Consider the following 15,706-nt stretch of genomic DNA (forward strand, 5'->3'; position numbering starts at 1 on the left):
ATTTTATGTAATTTTCTATAATTCGCTAACCGACTGCCATATTACGCCGATTCTAGACACGGCTTCCCGAAGGCGCTCTTCCGGCTGGACAAGCGCTATGCGCACATAACCTTCTCCCTCTGCCCCGAAGGCGTCTCCAGGGATCATCGCTACTCCGGCACGCTCTAATATTTCCCGAGAAATATGTCGGGAAGTCCATCCTTGCGGAATCTTCGCCCAGACGAACATCGTGGCTTTGGGCCTGGTTACATGCCAGCCGATCTGTCGCAGGCCGTCCACGAGAACATCCCGTCTCCGTTCGTACACCGCTGAAATAGAGGCTGGAAACGACGTTTCCTCCTCCAGCGCGACGACGGCAGCCTGCTGGACAGGCAGGAAAACGCCGTAGTCGATGTTCGACTTCAGCCGGCGCAGAGCGTCCACCGCTTCCGCATTACCGGCCAGAAAGGCGATCCGGCAGCCGGCCATGTTGAAGCTTTTGGACAAGGAATGAAATTCGACCGCTCTCTTCTTCGCGCCTTCCAGTTCAAGAATACTCATTGGTTTGTAACCGTCGAAGGCGAGCTCCGAATAAGCCAGGTCGTGCACGATCAGCAGATCGTAGCGCTCCGCGAAGGCGAGCGCTTTCTCGTAAAAAGCCCGGTCCGCCGCCTCGGGGATCGGATTGCCGGGATAGCTCAGCAGCAGGAAGGAAGCCTTCTCCGCCGTTTCCGGCGGGATGCTTTCCAGCTGCGGAAGAAACCCGTTCGATTCCCTCAGAGGCATCAGAACGGGTTCAACGCCGGCCAGAACGAGGCTGGCCGCATAAATAGGATAGCCGGGATCGGGCACGAGCGCCGTATCGCCGGGATTGCACAGGGCCATGGCCAGATGGGCCAATCCGTCCTGCGAGCCCATCAAGGCCAGCACCTCGCGCTGCGGGTCAAGCGTGACCCCGAACCGCCGGTGCATCCAGCCCGCGGCGGCCCTGCGGAATTCGGGCGTCCCTTCCGAGCCCGGATAGCCGTAGGCCTGCGGATTTCTCACGGCATCCGCCAAAGCCTCGATCACCCGTGGAGAAGGCGGAAGGTCGGGACTGCCGATTCCAAGGTCGATGACATCGACGCCGCGCTCCTCCGCCTCCCTTCTCCACTGGGCGACCTCGGCGAAAATCGCCGACCCCAGATTGCCTAATCTTGTCGAGCCGTATGCTTTCATCCGGAACGCTTCCCCCTTGCATCTTCTTTTTTAATAAGCGGCCGCGGGCAGTACCCGGTGGACCCAGTTCATCATGGCCAGCAGGTACACGGCGAGCGCGAAATAAGCCGTGCCGAACTTCCAGCGTGAAGCCGTGGGAACCTCGTAATAGGCGTCGTTTTCGAAGGGCTCCAGTTCGACATCGAAGTGCAGCACCAGATGCAGGCCGTCTTCGCGCGTTACCCGTTCGATTTTAACCACCTGTACGCGGCGGACGATAGCCTGCCGGGGAAGAGCGAATTTCGTTTCGAATTCGATCGCGTCCCAGGAGGTGTGCACCATCTGTACGCCCGCCTCGTCTCCGCTCAGCTCGGAATAGGTCGTAAAAGCAAGGTCCCGGCGATGATCCTCTCCCGGAATCATGTATCCTTGCGCCAGCATATGGTGGGCCGTCATGTCAAAACGCGGCTGAAAATGCATAACCTGAGCTTTATCGCGGAATTTGACGAACTTTTTGTACAAATCCCAGGCGAACAAAGCCCAGATGATCAGGAACAGGAAGCTTCGCAGATAAAGGATAACAGCCAGTCCGCCGACCAGACCGACGAGCCACAGCCAGCGGGTCACAGCGGTCGAGATACGCCCCCCGTCCAGCGGATGGATCGGAAGAAGATTGAGCAGGTTCAGAAAAAATCCGGTATACGCGATCGAGATCAGCAGGTTGGATTCGGTGTACACGCCCAGGGCAAAAGCCGCCGTAGCTCCGATCGTTCCGAGCAGCGGTCCTCCGTAGGCGATGTAGGCTTCCGTAACGGCATCCCTGGGATTACGCTTCATGGTAATCAGCGCGCCCAGAAACGGAATGAAAAGAGGCGCCGTGACAGGAAGCCCTTTCTTCTTGGCCGCGAGCACGTGACCGATTTCATGGATAAAAATCATGGCTACCAGACCGATAGCGAACGGCAGCGGAGCAATGATGGCATAACTGGCGATCGTAATCGCGATCGAAATAATTGTCGCTCCGAATTTTCCGAACTTTCCGAACTTCAGTAGAAAAGCCCCGATGGCTCCAAGAACCCAGAGCGGATTTTTTTTAGATGTTTTGGACGATTGCTTTTCCGGCAATTCAGTCACCCCTTTCCGGAAACGGACGGCCCCAGCGGGACTTCTCCGTTACCCCCATGCCTTCTCGAAGTCGGCTTCCTTGAAACCTACGGTAACCCTGCTGCCGTCCGTTACGATCGGCCGCTTGAGCAGTTTGCCGTTGGATGCAAGCAGAGCCAACTGCTCGTCCTCCGTCATGCTTCCTAGCTTGTCTTTCAGTCCCAGCTCTCTGTATACTTCTCCGCCGGTATTGAAAAACTTTTTGAGCTCCAGGCCGCTGTTGCGGACAAGTACGCGGATTTCCTCTGCGGTCGGCGGCTGTTCCATAATCGGAACGGTTACCGGATCAAGCCCTTTGGCGCGCAGCCATTTCAGGGCGCTGCGGCATGTGCTGCATTTGCTGTATTCATAAATCGTTACGGACATAAAACGAGACTTCCTTTCATGGGACATTTGTAGTTGGTTACGGCCTGTGCGGTTCGCGTATCCGAAAAAACCTCCTGCCGAGGCGGCGGGGAGGCTGGTTTTAAAAATCTCGGCCTGCTTGCCGTATGCTTTTATACGCAGAGCTGCCGGAAAAGTTCCACCGGTCCGCCACGCCGGCAGGCGGCAAGGCCCGCTTGGCGCGGAGAGCCTATTCGCAGGCGTCGAGAACCGCCTGCATGTCCGCCGGCAGCGGAGCGGTGAACTCCACCCGCTCCCGCGTGCCCGGGTGGACGAAGCCCAGCCGGTACGCGTGCAGCGCCTGCCGGGCGAGCGCCGGGCCCGCCCCGCCTTCTTCCGCCGGTGAAGGGGCCGCGGAGGGCGCTGGCGCCGCCGGCACTCCGGCGGCACAGTCCGCTCCGGCGTCCCCGGGTGCGGCTGTTCCGGTGGCACGCTCTGCTCCGGCGTCCTCGTGCGCTGCTTCCCACGCGGCACCGCGCGCACCTTTCTCAGCGCTTTCCGCTTCAGCGGTCGCGGCTTCTCCCGCGGGGCTTCCTTCACCCGCACGTTCCAGAGCATCCGCCTCCGGGCCGTACATCTTGTCACCGAGGAGCGGGTGTCCGAGGTGCTTCATATGGACGCGGATTTGATGCGTCCGCCCGGTTTCCAGCATCAGCCGCACCAGGGTGATGCCGTCATAGCGCCGCGACACCTCGTAGTGAGTGACGGCGCGGTAACCGGACGGCGTCACGATACGGACGTGCGGCTGCTCCGGATCGCGGTCGATCGGGGCGTCGATCGTCCCCCGGTCCCGCTCCACCGTGCCGTGTACAATGGCCAGGTACTCCTTCGTTATGCTGTGAGCGATCATCTGCTCCGAAATCTGCTGGTGCACATACGGATTTTTGGCAATCGCAAGCACGCCCGAGGTTTCCTGGTCCAGCCGATGAACCGGCCGGAAGCGGACGTTCTCCCCCCGCTCCTTCCAGTGATGCACGGCGGCGTTGGCCACCGTGTTCAAATAATGCCCGTGCGTCGGATGCACAATCATCCCGGACTCTTTATTGACGATGAGCAGGTGCTCGTCCTCGTACAATATTTCGAGCGGAAGGTCCTGAGGCAAAATATCCTCCGACTCTTCCTCCTGCATCCGGATTTCGATCACATCTCCGTTCTTCACTTTGATGCTGATGTATTCGCGCTTGCCGTTGACGGTAATGCCCTGCTCCGTCAGCTTAAGCCTGGAGAGCAGTTTCCGCGAAAGACCCATCCGGTTTTGCAAAATCGTCTTCAGATAAAAACCCTCCTCATCGGGAGGGACCACATACGTTAAAGGACGGTAATAATTCATCATTTTTTCCGTCGGAACACCTCGGCGCTGCGGACGTACTCTACGTCCGTCTGACCTTCCCTGAAGTTGGCCGTGCGGGCAATCGTAAAGAACAGATCCGACAGGCGGTTCAGGTAACGGCGTACCTCCACGTTGATCTCCTGGGTGCGGGCCAGCGTCACGACACGTCTTTCGGCACGGCGGCATACCGTCCGGCAAATGTGAAGCGCAGCGGAACTCCGGCTTCCCCCCGGCAGAATGAACCGTGTAATATCGGGCGTCTCGGCATCGTATTTGTCGATCCATGTCTCCAGATTGTCCACCATGTCCGCCGTCACTTTAAAAGGCCTTAGCTCCGTTTTGAGCAGAGCCAGATCCGAGCCGCAGTCAAACAGCTCATGCTGGACCGTAAGCAGGTCCTCCAGCAGATCGGCAAACTTCTCCGGGTCCATAAAGCTCATGGCCTGCCCCAGATAACAGTTCAGCTCGTCTACCGTTCCGTACGCTTCCACCCGTTCGTCGTCTTTATCGACTCGTCCGCCGATGACACCCGTTTTGCCGGCGTCCCCTGTTCTCGTATAAATTTTCACCTGTATTCCTCCTCACGCTAAATTTCTTTCTTAATCAGGGAAAAAAATCAACATCCCCCGTTTTCGCTCCATTAGCTCCGAAAGTCTCTTTTTTATTATCATAGCTTTCCCGGACAGGCAGTGCAAATAGAATCGGTCGGTTAGCCGATCTCTCCGGAAACTTGTCCGGACGCGTTTATTCAGCGGTTAATCCCGCCATCTTGTACAAGAGACCCATGTCAATATGTTTGCGGACGTGATCCGCGAGCCGGTCGAACGCTTCCTCCCGCTTTTCCCGGAAACGCAGTTCGGCGGGAAGAGGTTCCCAGCCTTTGCTTTGACGGGCCTCGTTCAGCCAGCATCTGCGGAAATCGTCATTATGCAGAATGCCGTGCAGATACGTTCCCCAGACCCGTCCTTCGAAAGCCGAAGCTCCCTCCGGATGCAAATCGTCCGCCGCAACGGCTTCATTTCCGGGATCCGCCAAGGAAGCGCGAAGGCGAAACGGCCGTTCCGACGTTCCGTCCGTCATCCTCGTCACGCCCATATGAATTTCATAGCCGTCGACCGGCAGGTCCGGCTTTTGACGGAAGAGCCCGCAGCTGCCTTCGGCACGCACCGTTTTTTTCTCCGGCGTGAATTCGGTCGCTACCGGCAGAAGGCCCAGCCCTTCCCGGTCCCCCCTGTAATCGGATTCCGTTCCGAGCGGGTCCGAAAGCGCAGCGCCCAGCATCTGGTATCCCCCGCATATTCCGGCAACCCGACCTTCGCGGTCCGCATGACGGACGATTTTGTCGGCCAGACCGCTTTCCCGCAGAAAAAGAAGGTCGCTCATCGTATTTTTGCTCCCCGGCACAAGGACGATATCCGGATTTCCCCATTCGGCGGCGCTGCCGACGTAACGCACGGACACATCCGGCTCTTCGTGGAGCGGATCGATATCCGTGAAATTAGAAATCCGGGGCAGCCGGACGACCGCGATATCAAGCACATCGGGCCGCTGAGCGTCCTGCTGTGCGGCCGGAGCCGGTTCCAGCCTTCTTTTGGAATCCAGCGAAGCGGAATCTTCGTCTTCAATCCCCAGCTTCGGATAGTAAGGGACGACGCCGAGTACGGGTTTACCCGTCCGCTCCTCCAGCCAGTCCAGTCCCGGCTTCAGCAGGCTGACGTCGCCCCGGAATTTGTTGATGACAAATCCCTTTACCCGGTCCCGCTCCTCGGGCTCCAGCAGCTCCAGCGTCCCGACAATGGACGCAAACACCCCGCCCCGGTCGATATCCGCCACGAGAATCACGGGGGCGTCGGCCCACTTGGCCATCCGCATATTCACGATATCCCGGTCTTTCAGGTTGATTTCCGCCGGGCTTCCCGCTCCTTCAAGCACAACGAGGTCAACCGTTTGACGCAGCCGGTCCAATGCGTCGCGCACGACTCTCTCCGCCAGAGGCAGGTAAGATTCGCGGTAGGCTCTGGCGTCCATGTCTTGATAAGGCTTGCCGTGCACCACGACCTGGGAGCGCATATCCTGAGACGGCTTCAGCAAAATCGGGTTCATATCGGTTGTGGCCGGTATGCGGCACGCATCGGCCTGCACCCCCTGAGCCCGCCCGATTTCTTTGCCGTCCGGCGTCACGTAGGAGTTCAGCGACATGTTCTGCGACTTGAACGGCGCCACACGAAGGCCGTCCTGCACGAAAATACGGCACAAAGCCGCCGTTAAAATGCTTTTGCCGACATCCGAAGCCGTCCCCTGCACCATAAGAGTCTTGGCCGGCATCCCGGCCGGGCTCTTCAGGCTGTGCGCCGGTTGATTCTCGCTGCGGTCAGCCGGAGCCTTGTCGCCGCGTCCTTTTAATGTTGTGGAATTCGTCATGTTCATCGGCCGCCCCTTTCAAGGAAGATTTCACCGGCTTGAGCCGCTTCCAGCACTTCGGACAAAGCGTCCAGCATACGTTCGTTATCGCTGCGGAGTTTGACCGCCGTGCGGAAATACCGCGTGCCTAGCCCTTCGAAAAGTGAAGCATCCCGGATGAGAACCCCCCGTCTGCCCATTTCTTCCTGAAGGATGCGGACATCTATCGAACTGCTTTCCGGGAGGGCGCACAGCATATAATTCGTGTCGCTCGGTGTCACTTCGAGCCCGAGACCCGCAAGCTTGGCGGCAAGCCAGGGACTTTCTTTCTGCAGCCAGGAGACGGTTTCCGCATGGAAAACTTCATCTTCCAGGACGGCGCATCCGATAAGCTGGGCGAAATAATTCACGCTCCACGGTACCTGCAGACGGGACATCCGGCTGATCACATCCGGATGAGCGACGATAAAACCGAGCCGGGCTCCCGGGATCGCGTAAAACTTCGTCATGGAACGAATCACGGCGACATGCCTGGATTCGGCCGCAAGCCGCAGAAGCGTCACGTTTTTTTCGTCGGGCATGAAATCGAGGAACGCCTCGTCCAGAATGAGCGGATGCCCGCTGCCGGCCAAGTCGTTCAACAGTTCCCTGGGGATGAGCCTCCCCGTCGGATTGTTCGGCTGTCCCAGAAACAACAGATCCGACCGCTTCACCGCTTCTTCGGCATCCGCCTTCTGCAGCCGGAAGCCATGCTCCGCACTCAGCGGAATACTATGGATACGGCCTCTCGTTTTAAGCACCGCATCCTCGTATTCGCTGAAAGACGGACGCGCAAGCGCCGTCACCTCGGGCCGGAGGACACGCACGATAAGATCGATCAATTCGGCGGCGCCGTTGCCCACCAGCACGGATTCTGCGGGAACTCCGTATTTGGCCGCAATTTTTCCTGTAAGCTCCCTGACGGCCGGGTCGGGATACCGGACAATATTTTTCCAGCCTGACCGCAGCACTTCCTCCACGGCTTGAGGCGGACCGAACGGATTCATATTCGAGCTGAAATCGAGAAACTGTTCCCGGCCGCGCCCGAACTTCTCCTCCGCCGTCCACACATCCCCGCCGTGTCCGTATCGCTCCAGCATAGTGATCCCCCACCTTTTTTTTCATTTCCTATCCGTTTATATGCAAAAAGGCCGGGAGTCCGATCAACGAATCCATCCCGCCTCTTTTCGTTCCTACCGGAAAATCCGCTTGCTCCGCACGCTCCTTACAGCCTTAGGGACAAACAGCGCTTTTTTAAGCGTTCCCGCATATCTAGGCCAAATTCAGCACGAAAGCGGCGGCAAGAAGCAGCAGAACTTCCAGCAGTTCATTTAAAGCCCCGTAGGTATCCCCCGTCAGACCGCCGAGCTTTTTGGCCATCCAGGCCGCCAAGACTCCTCCAAGCGCAAAGGTGACCACAAGGAGCATCAGCCCCCACAATAAAGGCCCCGCCCCTTCCAAAACATGCAAAGAAGGTTTGAGCGGAAGCTTACCGCCCGTTTCATAGAAAAGCGCGGCCGCTCCCGCACTCAGAAGGAAAGCGAGTCCCGCACCCAGAAGGGCGAAGGGCTTTTTTTCTCCTTCAAAAAAACCGCCCAGGCCGCCCCCGCTCCGCGCATACGGCCATAAAGCCACGGCTGCGGCCATGAAAGTCCGGCTCCAGACCGGAACAAGCAGAAGTATCCAGCTCCTGGCAAGAGCACCGCCCGTCAGAAGCTGAACCATCACGCTCCACTTGAGAAGCACGACCGCGACACATACGATGACGCCCATGGCTCCGACACGGCTGTCTTTCATAATTTCCAGCATCCGTTCCCGGGAGCGGTGGCTGAGCAGTCCGTCCGCCGTATCCATCAGCCCGTCCAGATGCAGTGCTCCCGTCAGCCCGATCCACAGGCACAGAAGAAGCGCGGCCGCCGGAAGAGGGGGAAGCGCCTTCTCTAGCACCCAGCCGGAACCGGCAAGAAGCAGGCCCAAGATCATACCGACCACCGGGTAAAAAGCGAGGCTTCGCCGCAGAACGGCGGGCGTCCACTCGATCCTTACCGGAGCCGGCAGCCGGGTAAGAAACTGGATCGCCGTAACCAGTCCAAGCAGCCACAGCTTTAATTCAGCAGCCAAATTGCGCATACTACCCCTCCTGCCAGCCAGCCGGCCGCCCCGTAAAGCAGCCGGACCGTTCCGTCGATATCACCGCGGCTCCGCGGCCTCAGAGGCCAACCCATGCGTGCGCGCTCGCTGACCACGGTTCCGTATGTATTGCGTCCGCCCAGCTCGATGCCGAGCGCCCCGGCAACCGCCGACTCCGGAATCCCGCTGTTCGGGCTCGGATGAAGCCGGGCGAACCGGCCTATCGAGCGGGCCGCCCGGGAAGCGCTCATCCGCGGCTGTACGGCCGCGGCCAGAATCAGCAGGATTCCCGTCAGTCTCGCCGGAATCCAATTCATCACGTCGTCCCATCGCGCGGAGGCCCAGCCGAAATGAATATATCGCTCGTTCTTGTAGCCGACCATGGAGTCCAGCGTATTCGCCGCCCGGTACAGCATCGCCAGAGGCGCTCCGCCGATAAGGGCGTAGAACAGCGGCGAAACGACTCCGTCGACGGTGTTCTCGGCGACTGTTTCCACGACGGCGCGCGTCAGCTCGCCCTCGTCCAGGTGCTTCGTGTCGCGCCCGACGATATAGCCGGTATATGTGCGCGCGGCGGCCAAATCTCCGGCGGCAAGGGGCACCGCTACCAGCCGAGCGGCGTCTTTTAAGCCTTTGACGGCTATCGTCGTCGAAATGAACCACGTCGTCACCGCGTATCCCAGCCACGGATGAATCGCCGCGGCTGCGGCCGTTGCGGCCGTCATAACGGCAAATGCGGCCAGCATGACGGCTGCGGCCAAGACAATTCCCCGCCGCTTCAAGGAGCGCGGTGACAGAGCGGCCGCTTGTCCGTCTGCCTTGTCCGCCTTAGCGCCGGTCTCAAGCGGCACGCCGTCTCCAGACCCGGTCTCGGCTCCCGCCTCGGCCGGGACTCCTCCGGCGCATTCTGACGCGCTCTCCCGCGATGCGGGCTCCTTTCTCAGCTTCCGTTCCAGAAAGCTGATCAGACTCCCGATGCGGATCACCGGATGCGTCGGCCACTTCGGGTCGCCGATCACTAGGTCGACGGCAATGGCCGCCAGCATCATCCATAAGATTTCTTTTAGCGAATAAAAAATCATGAGTTCCCTCTATTCAAACCGGTAAGCCCGGCTTTTCAGCTCGACCGGTATCCCGGCGGTCACCAGAAAAACCCGGCCGCAAACTTGTGCCAGCCGCTGATTCATCCGGCCGGCCAGATCTCGGTACAGACGCCCGAGGGGATACTCGGGCACAATGCCGCTCCCCACTTCGTTCGTGACGAGAACGAGCGGTCCCTCGTAAGCCTCAACCGTCCGGACAAGCTCATCCACGGCGGAATTCACCTGTTCCGCCGCATCCGGCGAAGACTCCGCCTGCAGCAGGTGATTGGAAAGCCACAGCGTCAGGCAGTCCACCAGGACGACGCCCGGGCCCCTGCTGCCGCTGCACGCTTTCAGTACGGCGGACAGCTCCACCGGCTCTTCCGCCGTAATCCAAGGGAAGCCGGACTGCTCGCGCTGCGTGCGGTGCAGAGCGATACGCTGCCGCATCTCCTCGTCCCAGATCTGGGCCGTAGCGAGATAAGTCCCGTGAGAGGCCAGCCGCGAGGACAGCTGCTCGGCAAACGAGCTTTTGCCGCTTCTGGCGCCGCCTGTCACGAGGACAGCTCCCGTTCCCGGGGTAAGATCATGTGCCAGATCCATCAGCCCCGCGACACTCCGGCGCTTTCGAAGGAAGCCATCTCGCGCATGATTTTGCCCGCCGCATCCATGAGCGTGAAGCAGAGCGCAGCCCCGGTCCCTTCTCCCAGTCTCATATCCATATGAAGCATGGGGCTGAGCCCGACCGCTTCCAGCATCCGTCCGTGGCCCTGCTCGTGTGACTGATGAGAGGCGATCATATACGGCTGGGACTCCGGAGCCAGCCGTGAAGCAACCAGCGCGGCGGCCGAAGAGATGAAACCGTCGATCACGACCGGACAAGCGTTCTTGGCCGCACCGAGTATGACTCCGGTCAGACCCGCGATTTCGAGGCCGCCGACTTTCGCCAGCACATCGAGCGCATCGTCCGCATCCGGCTTGTTGACCTCGATGGCTCTGCGGATAACTTCCTGCTTGTGCAGCCAGCGGGCATCGTCGATGCCCGTTCCGCGTCCTACCGCGTCTTCTACGGCGACGCCCCCGAGCACGCTCAGCAGCGCGGAACTGGCCGTGGTGTTGCCGATCCCCATCTCCCCGGTCGCCAGAACCCGCACCCCGCGTCCGGCCAGTCCGTCTGCGACTTCAATTCCGGCGCGGATGGCCTGGAGAGCCTCTTCCCGGGTCATGGCGGCTTCCCGGGCCATATTGGCCGTGCCATTCCGGACTTTGCGGGAGAGGAGGTCCGGATGCTCCAGGTCGGCGTTGACGCCGATATCGACGCACACGACTTCCGCTCCCGCATGCCGGGCCAGCACATTGACGGCCGCGCCGCCCTGCAGGAAGTTCATCACCATCTGGCGGGTCACTTCCTGCGGAAACGCGCTGACGCCTTCTTCGCAGACGCCGTGGTCGGCCGCCATGACGACGATGGCCTTGCGGCTCATATCGGGCGTAACTTCTCCGGCAATCCCCGCAAGCCGGCGTGCCATATCCTCCAGTTTGCCGAGGCTTCCCGGCGGTTTGGTCAGATTATCGAGATGAACGGATGCCGCATCCATCGCTTCCTGACTGAGAGGGCGAATGGCGCGGATTACATCCTGAAGTTCGTTCATGTTTGTTCCTCCTCGGTATGTAGTGTATGTCGGTATGTATGTAAACCGCCCCCTGCGGGCGGTCAGGATTCATGCGTTTTAATCTCCCCGTCGCAGCAGGATTTGAGGAATGCCGTGATCCGGATGCTCCAGGACGATCGGTTCCGTCCCGTAGACGTCCCGGATCAGCTCGCTTCTCATAATCTCCTCCGGCGTACCGATCGATACGCCTTCTCCCTCATGAACGACGAGAAGCCGTTCGCAGTAAAGAGCGGCCAGGTTCAGATCGTGAAGGACGGCGACCACCGTCAGTCCTACTTCACGCTGCCACTGCCGCACGTAGTCCATCAGCTGCATCTGGTAGCCGATGTCCAGATAAGTCGTGGGCTCGTCGAGCAGCAGGAGGCGGGGTTCCTGAGCCATCACCTTGGCCAGCGCCACGCGCTGCTTCTGGCCTCCGCTCAAGTTCTCCACTGTCCGGTCGGCCAGCGACTCCAGATCGAGCCGCCGCATAATCCGGTCGACTAGTGCGGCGGCGTCCTCCCGGTCTTCTCCGAGCCAGTTCTGGAAAGGGAACCTGCCCATTTCGACCACCTCACGGACGGTGAAACCGAGCGGAGGCAGCGCATCCTGCTGAAGCACGGCAAGCCAGCGGGCGAGCTCCTTACGGGAGTAGCCCGCGACTTCCTTCCCCTGGAGAAGAATACGGCCCTCCGTAAGAGGGTCAACGCCGGAAACAAGCCTCAGCAGGGTCGATTTCCCGCTTCCGTTGGGCCCGATAATGCCGAAAAATTCGCCGGGCTTCACCTCGAAACGGATATCTTTGAGCACGCGGGTTCCGCCGAAACTTTTGCCCGCACCCTGCACTTCGATGATCGGTTTCATCAGCTTCTCCCCCATTTTTTCTGTTTGCGCAGCAGATATGCGAAGAACGGCGCACCCAGAAACGCGGTGATGACGCCCAGAGGGATCTCCGTCGGGCTTAGAAGCGTCCGTGCCAGCGTGTCGGCCCACAAGACGTAGATGGCTCCGCCTACGGCGGAAAGCGGCACGATCAGCCGGTAATCCGGGCCGGCGATAAGACGGATCAGATGAGGCACGATCAGTCCGACAAACCCGATTACGCCGGATACGGAAACGGCGGCAGCCGTCACTAGTGTAGCGGTGATCAGAACGACTAGCTTCGTCCGCTCGACATGGATGCCCAGATGGGCGGCCTGACGTTCCCCGAGCGCCAGCAGGTTGAGTGTCCGCGCATAGCTGTAAAGCACAACGAAGGTTACGATAAAATAAGGGAGGAGAACGGTTGTATACGACCAGCCTTTCATGGCTAGGCTTCCCATCAGCCAGAAAATGATTTCGTTAACGACTTGCTTGGACATCGACACGAGAAAAGAAACCACGGAGCCGAGAAACGCTTGCATCACGACGCCGGAGAGCAGCAGCGTCTCCATACGGATTTTGCCGTCGGTCTGGGCCAGACGCAATACGATCCAGAGCGAAACGGCGCCTGTGGCAAAACCGACGACCGGTATCGTCCACGTCCCGAAAAACGTCGTTTGCAGACCGAAGTAAATGACGAACGCCGCGCCGACGCTCGTTCCGCTGCTTACCCCAAGCGTATACGGGTCCGCAAGCGGATTGCGCAGGACGCCTTGAAAAGCGGCTCCCGCTATGGAAAGGGAGGCTCCGACAAGGATGGCCAGCATCACGCGCGGCAGCCTTACCTTCATAATAATCTGCTCCGAGGATACGGGCCAGTCCGGCGTGATTCGGTCTCCGATCCAAGGCAGCTTGCTCCCCAGAATCGAAGCGATCTGACTCACCGGCAGATGGGCCGAGCCCAGCGAAAGACTCAGCACAATAGAAAGAAGAAGGAGTAAAACTCCTACTCCTCCCCAAAGTCCCCATCTAGGTTTCATTTATTTCACCAGGTCCGGATAAATGGCTTTAGCCATTTGCAGGAGTCCCTCTGTCAGACGCGGTCCCGGACGGGTCAGCGTATTCTGGTCGAGACCGATCACCTGGTTGTTTTTAACGGCATTGATTTCGTTCCACCCGCTGCGTCCGCGAATGAGTTCTTCAAGACTTTTCTTCGTTTTGTCATCCACGACGTCTTTGGCGAATAAAATAACGTCCGGATTCTGCTGGATGATTTTCTCCTCGCTGATCTGCTTCCAGCCCGTAATGTCGGAAGCGACATTGACACCGCCTGCCAGTGTGATGAGCTCATCCATGAATTCGCCCTTGCCGACTGTCCAGCCCGGTGAGAATTCGATATAGACTTTTTTCTTCTTGTCCGCCGCTACGGTTTTGACGGCATCCGTTACTTTCTGACGGTCTTCTTTCATTTTCGCGGCGACTTTTTCCGCCTGTTCCTGATGGTCGGTAATCTGGCCGTAGAGCTGAATATTTTTCATGACGTCGTCAAGTGTCTTAGGCTCCACTTTGAATACGTTGATGCCCATGGCGCGCAGCTTTTCGACCGATTCTTTTTTCATGGAAACGCCTGTAAAAACAACGTCGGCTCCCGACGCGATAACCGATTCCTGGTTAGGCTGCGTAATTCCGCCCATTTTCGGCTTATTTTTCGCTTCCGCCGGATAATCGTCAAAATCGGACACGCCGACGATCTTATCGCCCAGGCCGATCGCAAAAAGAGCTTCCGTCTCGGCCGGTGAAACCGACACGATTTTCTCGGGCGCTTTCTCGAACGTAAATTCCTTGCCAGTCGCATCGGTCACTTTCAGAGGATACTGCGTTTTCTTCGCGTTCGTTTGCGGAGCGGTGCTTGCCGCCGGAGAGGCCGAGCCCGCCGTTCCGTTATCCGTACTTTTGCTGCCGCAAGCTGCCAGACCGACGGCCAGCGTCAAAACAAGCAGCAGCAGAGCGTATTTATAACCCTTGGCTGTTCTTCGTTCGTTGTTCATGTTCTTTACTCCCTTACTGGTTTAGTTTGACTTGAGGTTGTCCCACGATGTTCGCGCATGTCAACAAAAAATCCCCTCTATCCGGAGATAGAGGGGATAACTTTCAGAATCACGAGTGAAACGGCCGTCAGTCGGACGTCCTTTCCGGTTTCGCGCGATCCTCTCCTCGAAGGATATTGTGCTGCAAACCGGCAGGCAGGTCTCCTGACTTACGGATGGTTAACCGTCTTGCCTTCCCATCCGCGTGCGGACAGTGGCATCGTAAGACGAACTCCGTATTACAGTGGCGGGACCGTGCCGGATTTGCACCGGCTTCCCTTTTCACCCTGGGCTTTGGCTCCGCTGGGAGACGCCGCTTCGGGACCTGACGGTAAACGTATGAGGTTGGGCCTTCAAGTTCATCCCCCATTATAGGCCAAGCGGCGCCGGAAAGACAAGGACTTTAGTCACCACACCGCGTGCAGCTCCCGGCACGGCCGGCACGTCACGATTTGGCGGCGATCTTCTTGAGCACCTCGAACGACTGCTCGGGATTGCGGCTGTTCACCGCCATGAAAGCGACGAGCCCTTTGCCTTCCAAGCCGTTATCCTTCATCCACTTGGAATACTGGAGCGGAATGCCGTACAGATGCGTCTCCTTCTTGGGCTCTTCGGGCGGATTCTTTTTCTTGCCGCCAGGTTCAATCGTCGCCTCGAGCACGCCCTCCGGATAGTCCTCCTGCTTGAAATGCTCTTCCAGCGGCAAAAATGCCCCTTCGGCCGCATAAATCTTAAACTGCTCTTCCGGGATGATCAGGATACCGTGATTGCCGTACCCCATTTCGACGATCATCTTCTCATTGGAAAAAAGCGGGGACGTACTCAAATAGATCGACGGCTTGTCCCCCACAAGCGCTTTCAACGAATTTTCAAGCTTAAAAGCGGCATCGACCGGTATGCCTTCACGGGCCATCATAAAGATGGAAACATCCGCTTTGGGCTGGGCCTTCCCGCACCCGGAAACCAAGACGGTGAATAATAAAAGCAGTACCGCAGCCGGAAACCAGCGTTTCTGTGTCATCGTAACCCCTCCGTTGCCTGATAGCTGTGCAAACGCTGCAAAAAAGCCGGCATTTACCGGCTCTTCTGGACTAAATTCATATATTCGTTAATCTTATGATCAAGAAGCATACTCATTTCAATTACAGACTCGGAAGTCATAGCCTCACCGGACTGGACCATCTGCTCCAGTCTGTTCCGCATAAACTGAATTTCTTCTTCCAGGTGAAAGAGGGAGGCTAATTTGACAGGTCGTTTCGATAACCAGCGTTGATCGGAAACGTCATGGCTGTACCAACCCGAGTTGTCGGCCAGACGATATTCTAAATAAGCCATACATATCCCTCCTTTACCCTAAAGATATCAGTTTTTTCCGATTCTGAAAACTATTTTTTGGGACAA

The 15,706-nt window shown here is 58.4% G+C and carries 16 protein-coding genes and 1 riboswitch; all 16 genes read right to left on the minus strand.

The genetic code is table 11. From position 1 onward, the window contains the following. Positions 1-15: 15 nt before the first annotated feature. The 16 genes from AC58P5_RS13340 to AC58P5_RS13415 all read right to left on the minus strand — a co-directional run bounded on the left by AC58P5_RS13340 (position 16) and on the right by AC58P5_RS13415 (position 15,640). Positions 16-1,197: an aminotransferase class I/II-fold pyridoxal phosphate-dependent enzyme gene (locus AC58P5_RS13340; RefSeq protein WP_497387156.1), complete on the minus strand. Its 1,182-nt coding sequence runs from the start codon at positions 1,195-1,197 to the stop codon at positions 16-18. 30 nt (positions 1,198-1,227) lie between these two features. Further along, the gene (locus AC58P5_RS13345; protein ID WP_497387158.1) at positions 1,228-2,310 is read right to left on the minus strand and encodes a site-2 protease family protein; all 1,083 of its coding nucleotides are present in this window, start codon (positions 2,308-2,310) and stop codon (positions 1,228-1,230) included. A gap of 39 nt (positions 2,311-2,349) precedes the next feature. Next, positions 2,350-2,706, minus strand: a complete 357-nt coding sequence (locus AC58P5_RS13350; protein ID WP_009676101.1) for an arsenate reductase family protein — start codon at positions 2,704-2,706, stop codon at positions 2,350-2,352. Positions 2,707-2,914: 208 nt separating this feature from the next. Beyond that, positions 2,915-4,057, minus strand: coding sequence for an RluA family pseudouridine synthase (locus AC58P5_RS13355; RefSeq protein ID WP_497387160.1), 1,143 nt, complete (start codon positions 4,055-4,057; stop codon positions 2,915-2,917). Continuing rightward, a complete protein-coding gene (locus AC58P5_RS13360; RefSeq protein ID WP_497387162.1) occupies positions 4,054-4,623 on the minus strand; it encodes a cob(I)yrinic acid a,c-diamide adenosyltransferase in 570 nt (189 codons plus the stop codon). Before AC58P5_RS13360 ends, AC58P5_RS13355 begins: the two co-directional genes overlap by 4 nt. A 175-nt stretch (positions 4,624-4,798) precedes the next feature. After that, positions 4,799-6,475 (minus strand): cobyric acid synthase, encoded by a 1,677-nt coding sequence (locus tag AC58P5_RS13365; protein WP_497387164.1) that lies wholly within the window; start codon positions 6,473-6,475, stop codon positions 4,799-4,801. Between the two features lie 2 nt (positions 6,476-6,477). Continuing rightward, positions 6,478-7,593, minus strand: coding sequence for a threonine-phosphate decarboxylase CobD (gene cobD / locus AC58P5_RS13370; RefSeq protein ID WP_497387166.1), 1,116 nt, complete (start codon positions 7,591-7,593; stop codon positions 6,478-6,480). Positions 7,594-7,765: 172 nt separating this feature from the next. Further along, the gene (cobS, locus tag AC58P5_RS13375) at positions 7,766-8,623 is read right to left on the minus strand and encodes an adenosylcobinamide-GDP ribazoletransferase (protein ID WP_497387167.1); all 858 of its coding nucleotides are present in this window, start codon (positions 8,621-8,623) and stop codon (positions 7,766-7,768) included. Next, positions 8,599-9,705 carry an adenosylcobinamide-phosphate synthase CbiB gene (cbiB, locus tag AC58P5_RS13380; protein ID WP_497387168.1) on the minus strand — a complete coding sequence of 369 codons (1,107 nt, stop codon included), beginning with the start codon at positions 9,703-9,705 and terminating at the stop codon, positions 8,599-8,601. The genes cobS and cbiB overlap by 25 nt, the downstream gene beginning before the upstream one ends. 9 nt (positions 9,706-9,714) lie before the next feature. Continuing rightward, positions 9,715-10,308 carry a bifunctional adenosylcobinamide kinase/adenosylcobinamide-phosphate guanylyltransferase gene (cobU, locus tag AC58P5_RS13385; RefSeq protein ID WP_497387169.1) on the minus strand — a complete coding sequence of 198 codons (594 nt, stop codon included), beginning with the start codon at positions 10,306-10,308 and terminating at the stop codon, positions 9,715-9,717. Continuing rightward, positions 10,308-11,357 carry a nicotinate-nucleotide--dimethylbenzimidazole phosphoribosyltransferase gene (gene cobT, locus AC58P5_RS13390; protein WP_497387170.1) on the minus strand — a complete coding sequence of 350 codons (1,050 nt, stop codon included), beginning with the start codon at positions 11,355-11,357 and terminating at the stop codon, positions 10,308-10,310. Before cobT ends, cobU begins: the two co-directional genes overlap by 1 nt. 78 nt (positions 11,358-11,435) lie before the next feature. Next, the gene (locus AC58P5_RS13395) at positions 11,436-12,221 is read right to left on the minus strand and encodes an ABC transporter ATP-binding protein (RefSeq protein ID WP_497387171.1); all 786 of its coding nucleotides are present in this window, start codon (positions 12,219-12,221) and stop codon (positions 11,436-11,438) included. Further along, on the minus strand, positions 12,221-13,258 hold the full coding sequence (locus AC58P5_RS13400) for a FecCD family ABC transporter permease (RefSeq protein ID WP_497387172.1): 1,038 nt from the start codon (positions 13,256-13,258) through the stop codon (positions 12,221-12,223). Before AC58P5_RS13400 ends, AC58P5_RS13395 begins: the two co-directional genes overlap by 1 nt. Next, complete coding sequence (locus tag AC58P5_RS13405) at positions 13,259-14,266, minus strand: ABC transporter substrate-binding protein (RefSeq protein WP_497387173.1); 1,008 nt, start codon at positions 14,264-14,266, stop codon at positions 13,259-13,261. A 177-nt stretch (positions 14,267-14,443) separates the two neighbouring features. Then, positions 14,444-14,649, minus strand: a riboswitch (cobalamin riboswitch). Between the two features lie 101 nt (positions 14,650-14,750). Then, positions 14,751-15,326 carry a hypothetical protein gene (locus AC58P5_RS13410; RefSeq protein WP_497387174.1) on the minus strand — a complete coding sequence of 192 codons (576 nt, stop codon included), beginning with the start codon at positions 15,324-15,326 and terminating at the stop codon, positions 14,751-14,753. A gap of 53 nt (positions 15,327-15,379) precedes the next feature. Beyond that, entirely contained in the window at positions 15,380-15,640 is a 261-nt protein-coding gene (locus AC58P5_RS13415; protein ID WP_497387176.1) for an aspartyl-phosphate phosphatase Spo0E family protein, read from the minus strand. Positions 15,641-15,706 lie beyond the last annotated feature (66 nt).

Source organism: Paenibacillus sp. JT31N7 (assembly GCF_059692095.1).

Bases quoted from the DNA above. Each gene is read 5' to 3' on its own strand.
- AC58P5_RS13340 (WP_497387156.1), bottom strand. From the start codon at position 1,197: ATGAAAGCATACGGCTCGACAAGATTAGGCAATCTGGGGTCGGCGATT.
- AC58P5_RS13350 (WP_009676101.1), bottom strand. From the start codon at position 2,706: ATGTCCGTAACGATTTATGAATACAGCAAATGCAGCACATGCCGCAGC.
- AC58P5_RS13355 (WP_497387160.1), bottom strand. From the start codon at position 4,057: ATGATGAATTATTACCGTCCTTTAACGTATGTGGTCCCTCCCGATGAG.
- AC58P5_RS13365 (WP_497387164.1), bottom strand. From the start codon at position 6,475: ATGACGAATTCCACAACATTAAAAGGACGCGGCGACAAGGCTCCGGCT.
- cobD (WP_497387166.1), bottom strand. From the start codon at position 7,593: ATGCTGGAGCGATACGGACACGGCGGGGATGTGTGGACGGCGGAGGAG.
- cobS (WP_497387167.1), bottom strand. From the start codon at position 8,623: ATGCGCAATTTGGCTGCTGAATTAAAGCTGTGGCTGCTTGGACTGGTT.
- cbiB (WP_497387168.1), bottom strand. From the start codon at position 9,705: ATGATTTTTTATTCGCTAAAAGAAATCTTATGGATGATGCTGGCGGCC.
- cobU (WP_497387169.1), bottom strand. From the start codon at position 10,308: ATGGATCTGGCACATGATCTTACCCCGGGAACGGGAGCTGTCCTCGTG.
- cobT (WP_497387170.1), bottom strand. From the start codon at position 11,357: ATGAACGAACTTCAGGATGTAATCCGCGCCATTCGCCCTCTCAGTCAG.
- AC58P5_RS13395 (WP_497387171.1), bottom strand. From the start codon at position 12,221: ATGAAACCGATCATCGAAGTGCAGGGTGCGGGCAAAAGTTTCGGCGGA.
- AC58P5_RS13400 (WP_497387172.1), bottom strand. From the start codon at position 13,258: ATGAAACCTAGATGGGGACTTTGGGGAGGAGTAGGAGTTTTACTCCTT.
- AC58P5_RS13405 (WP_497387173.1), bottom strand. From the start codon at position 14,266: ATGAACAACGAACGAAGAACAGCCAAGGGTTATAAATACGCTCTGCTG.
- AC58P5_RS13410 (WP_497387174.1), bottom strand. From the start codon at position 15,326: ATGACACAGAAACGCTGGTTTCCGGCTGCGGTACTGCTTTTATTATTC.
- AC58P5_RS13415 (WP_497387176.1), bottom strand. From the start codon at position 15,640: ATGGCTTATTTAGAATATCGTCTGGCCGACAACTCGGGTTGGTACAGC.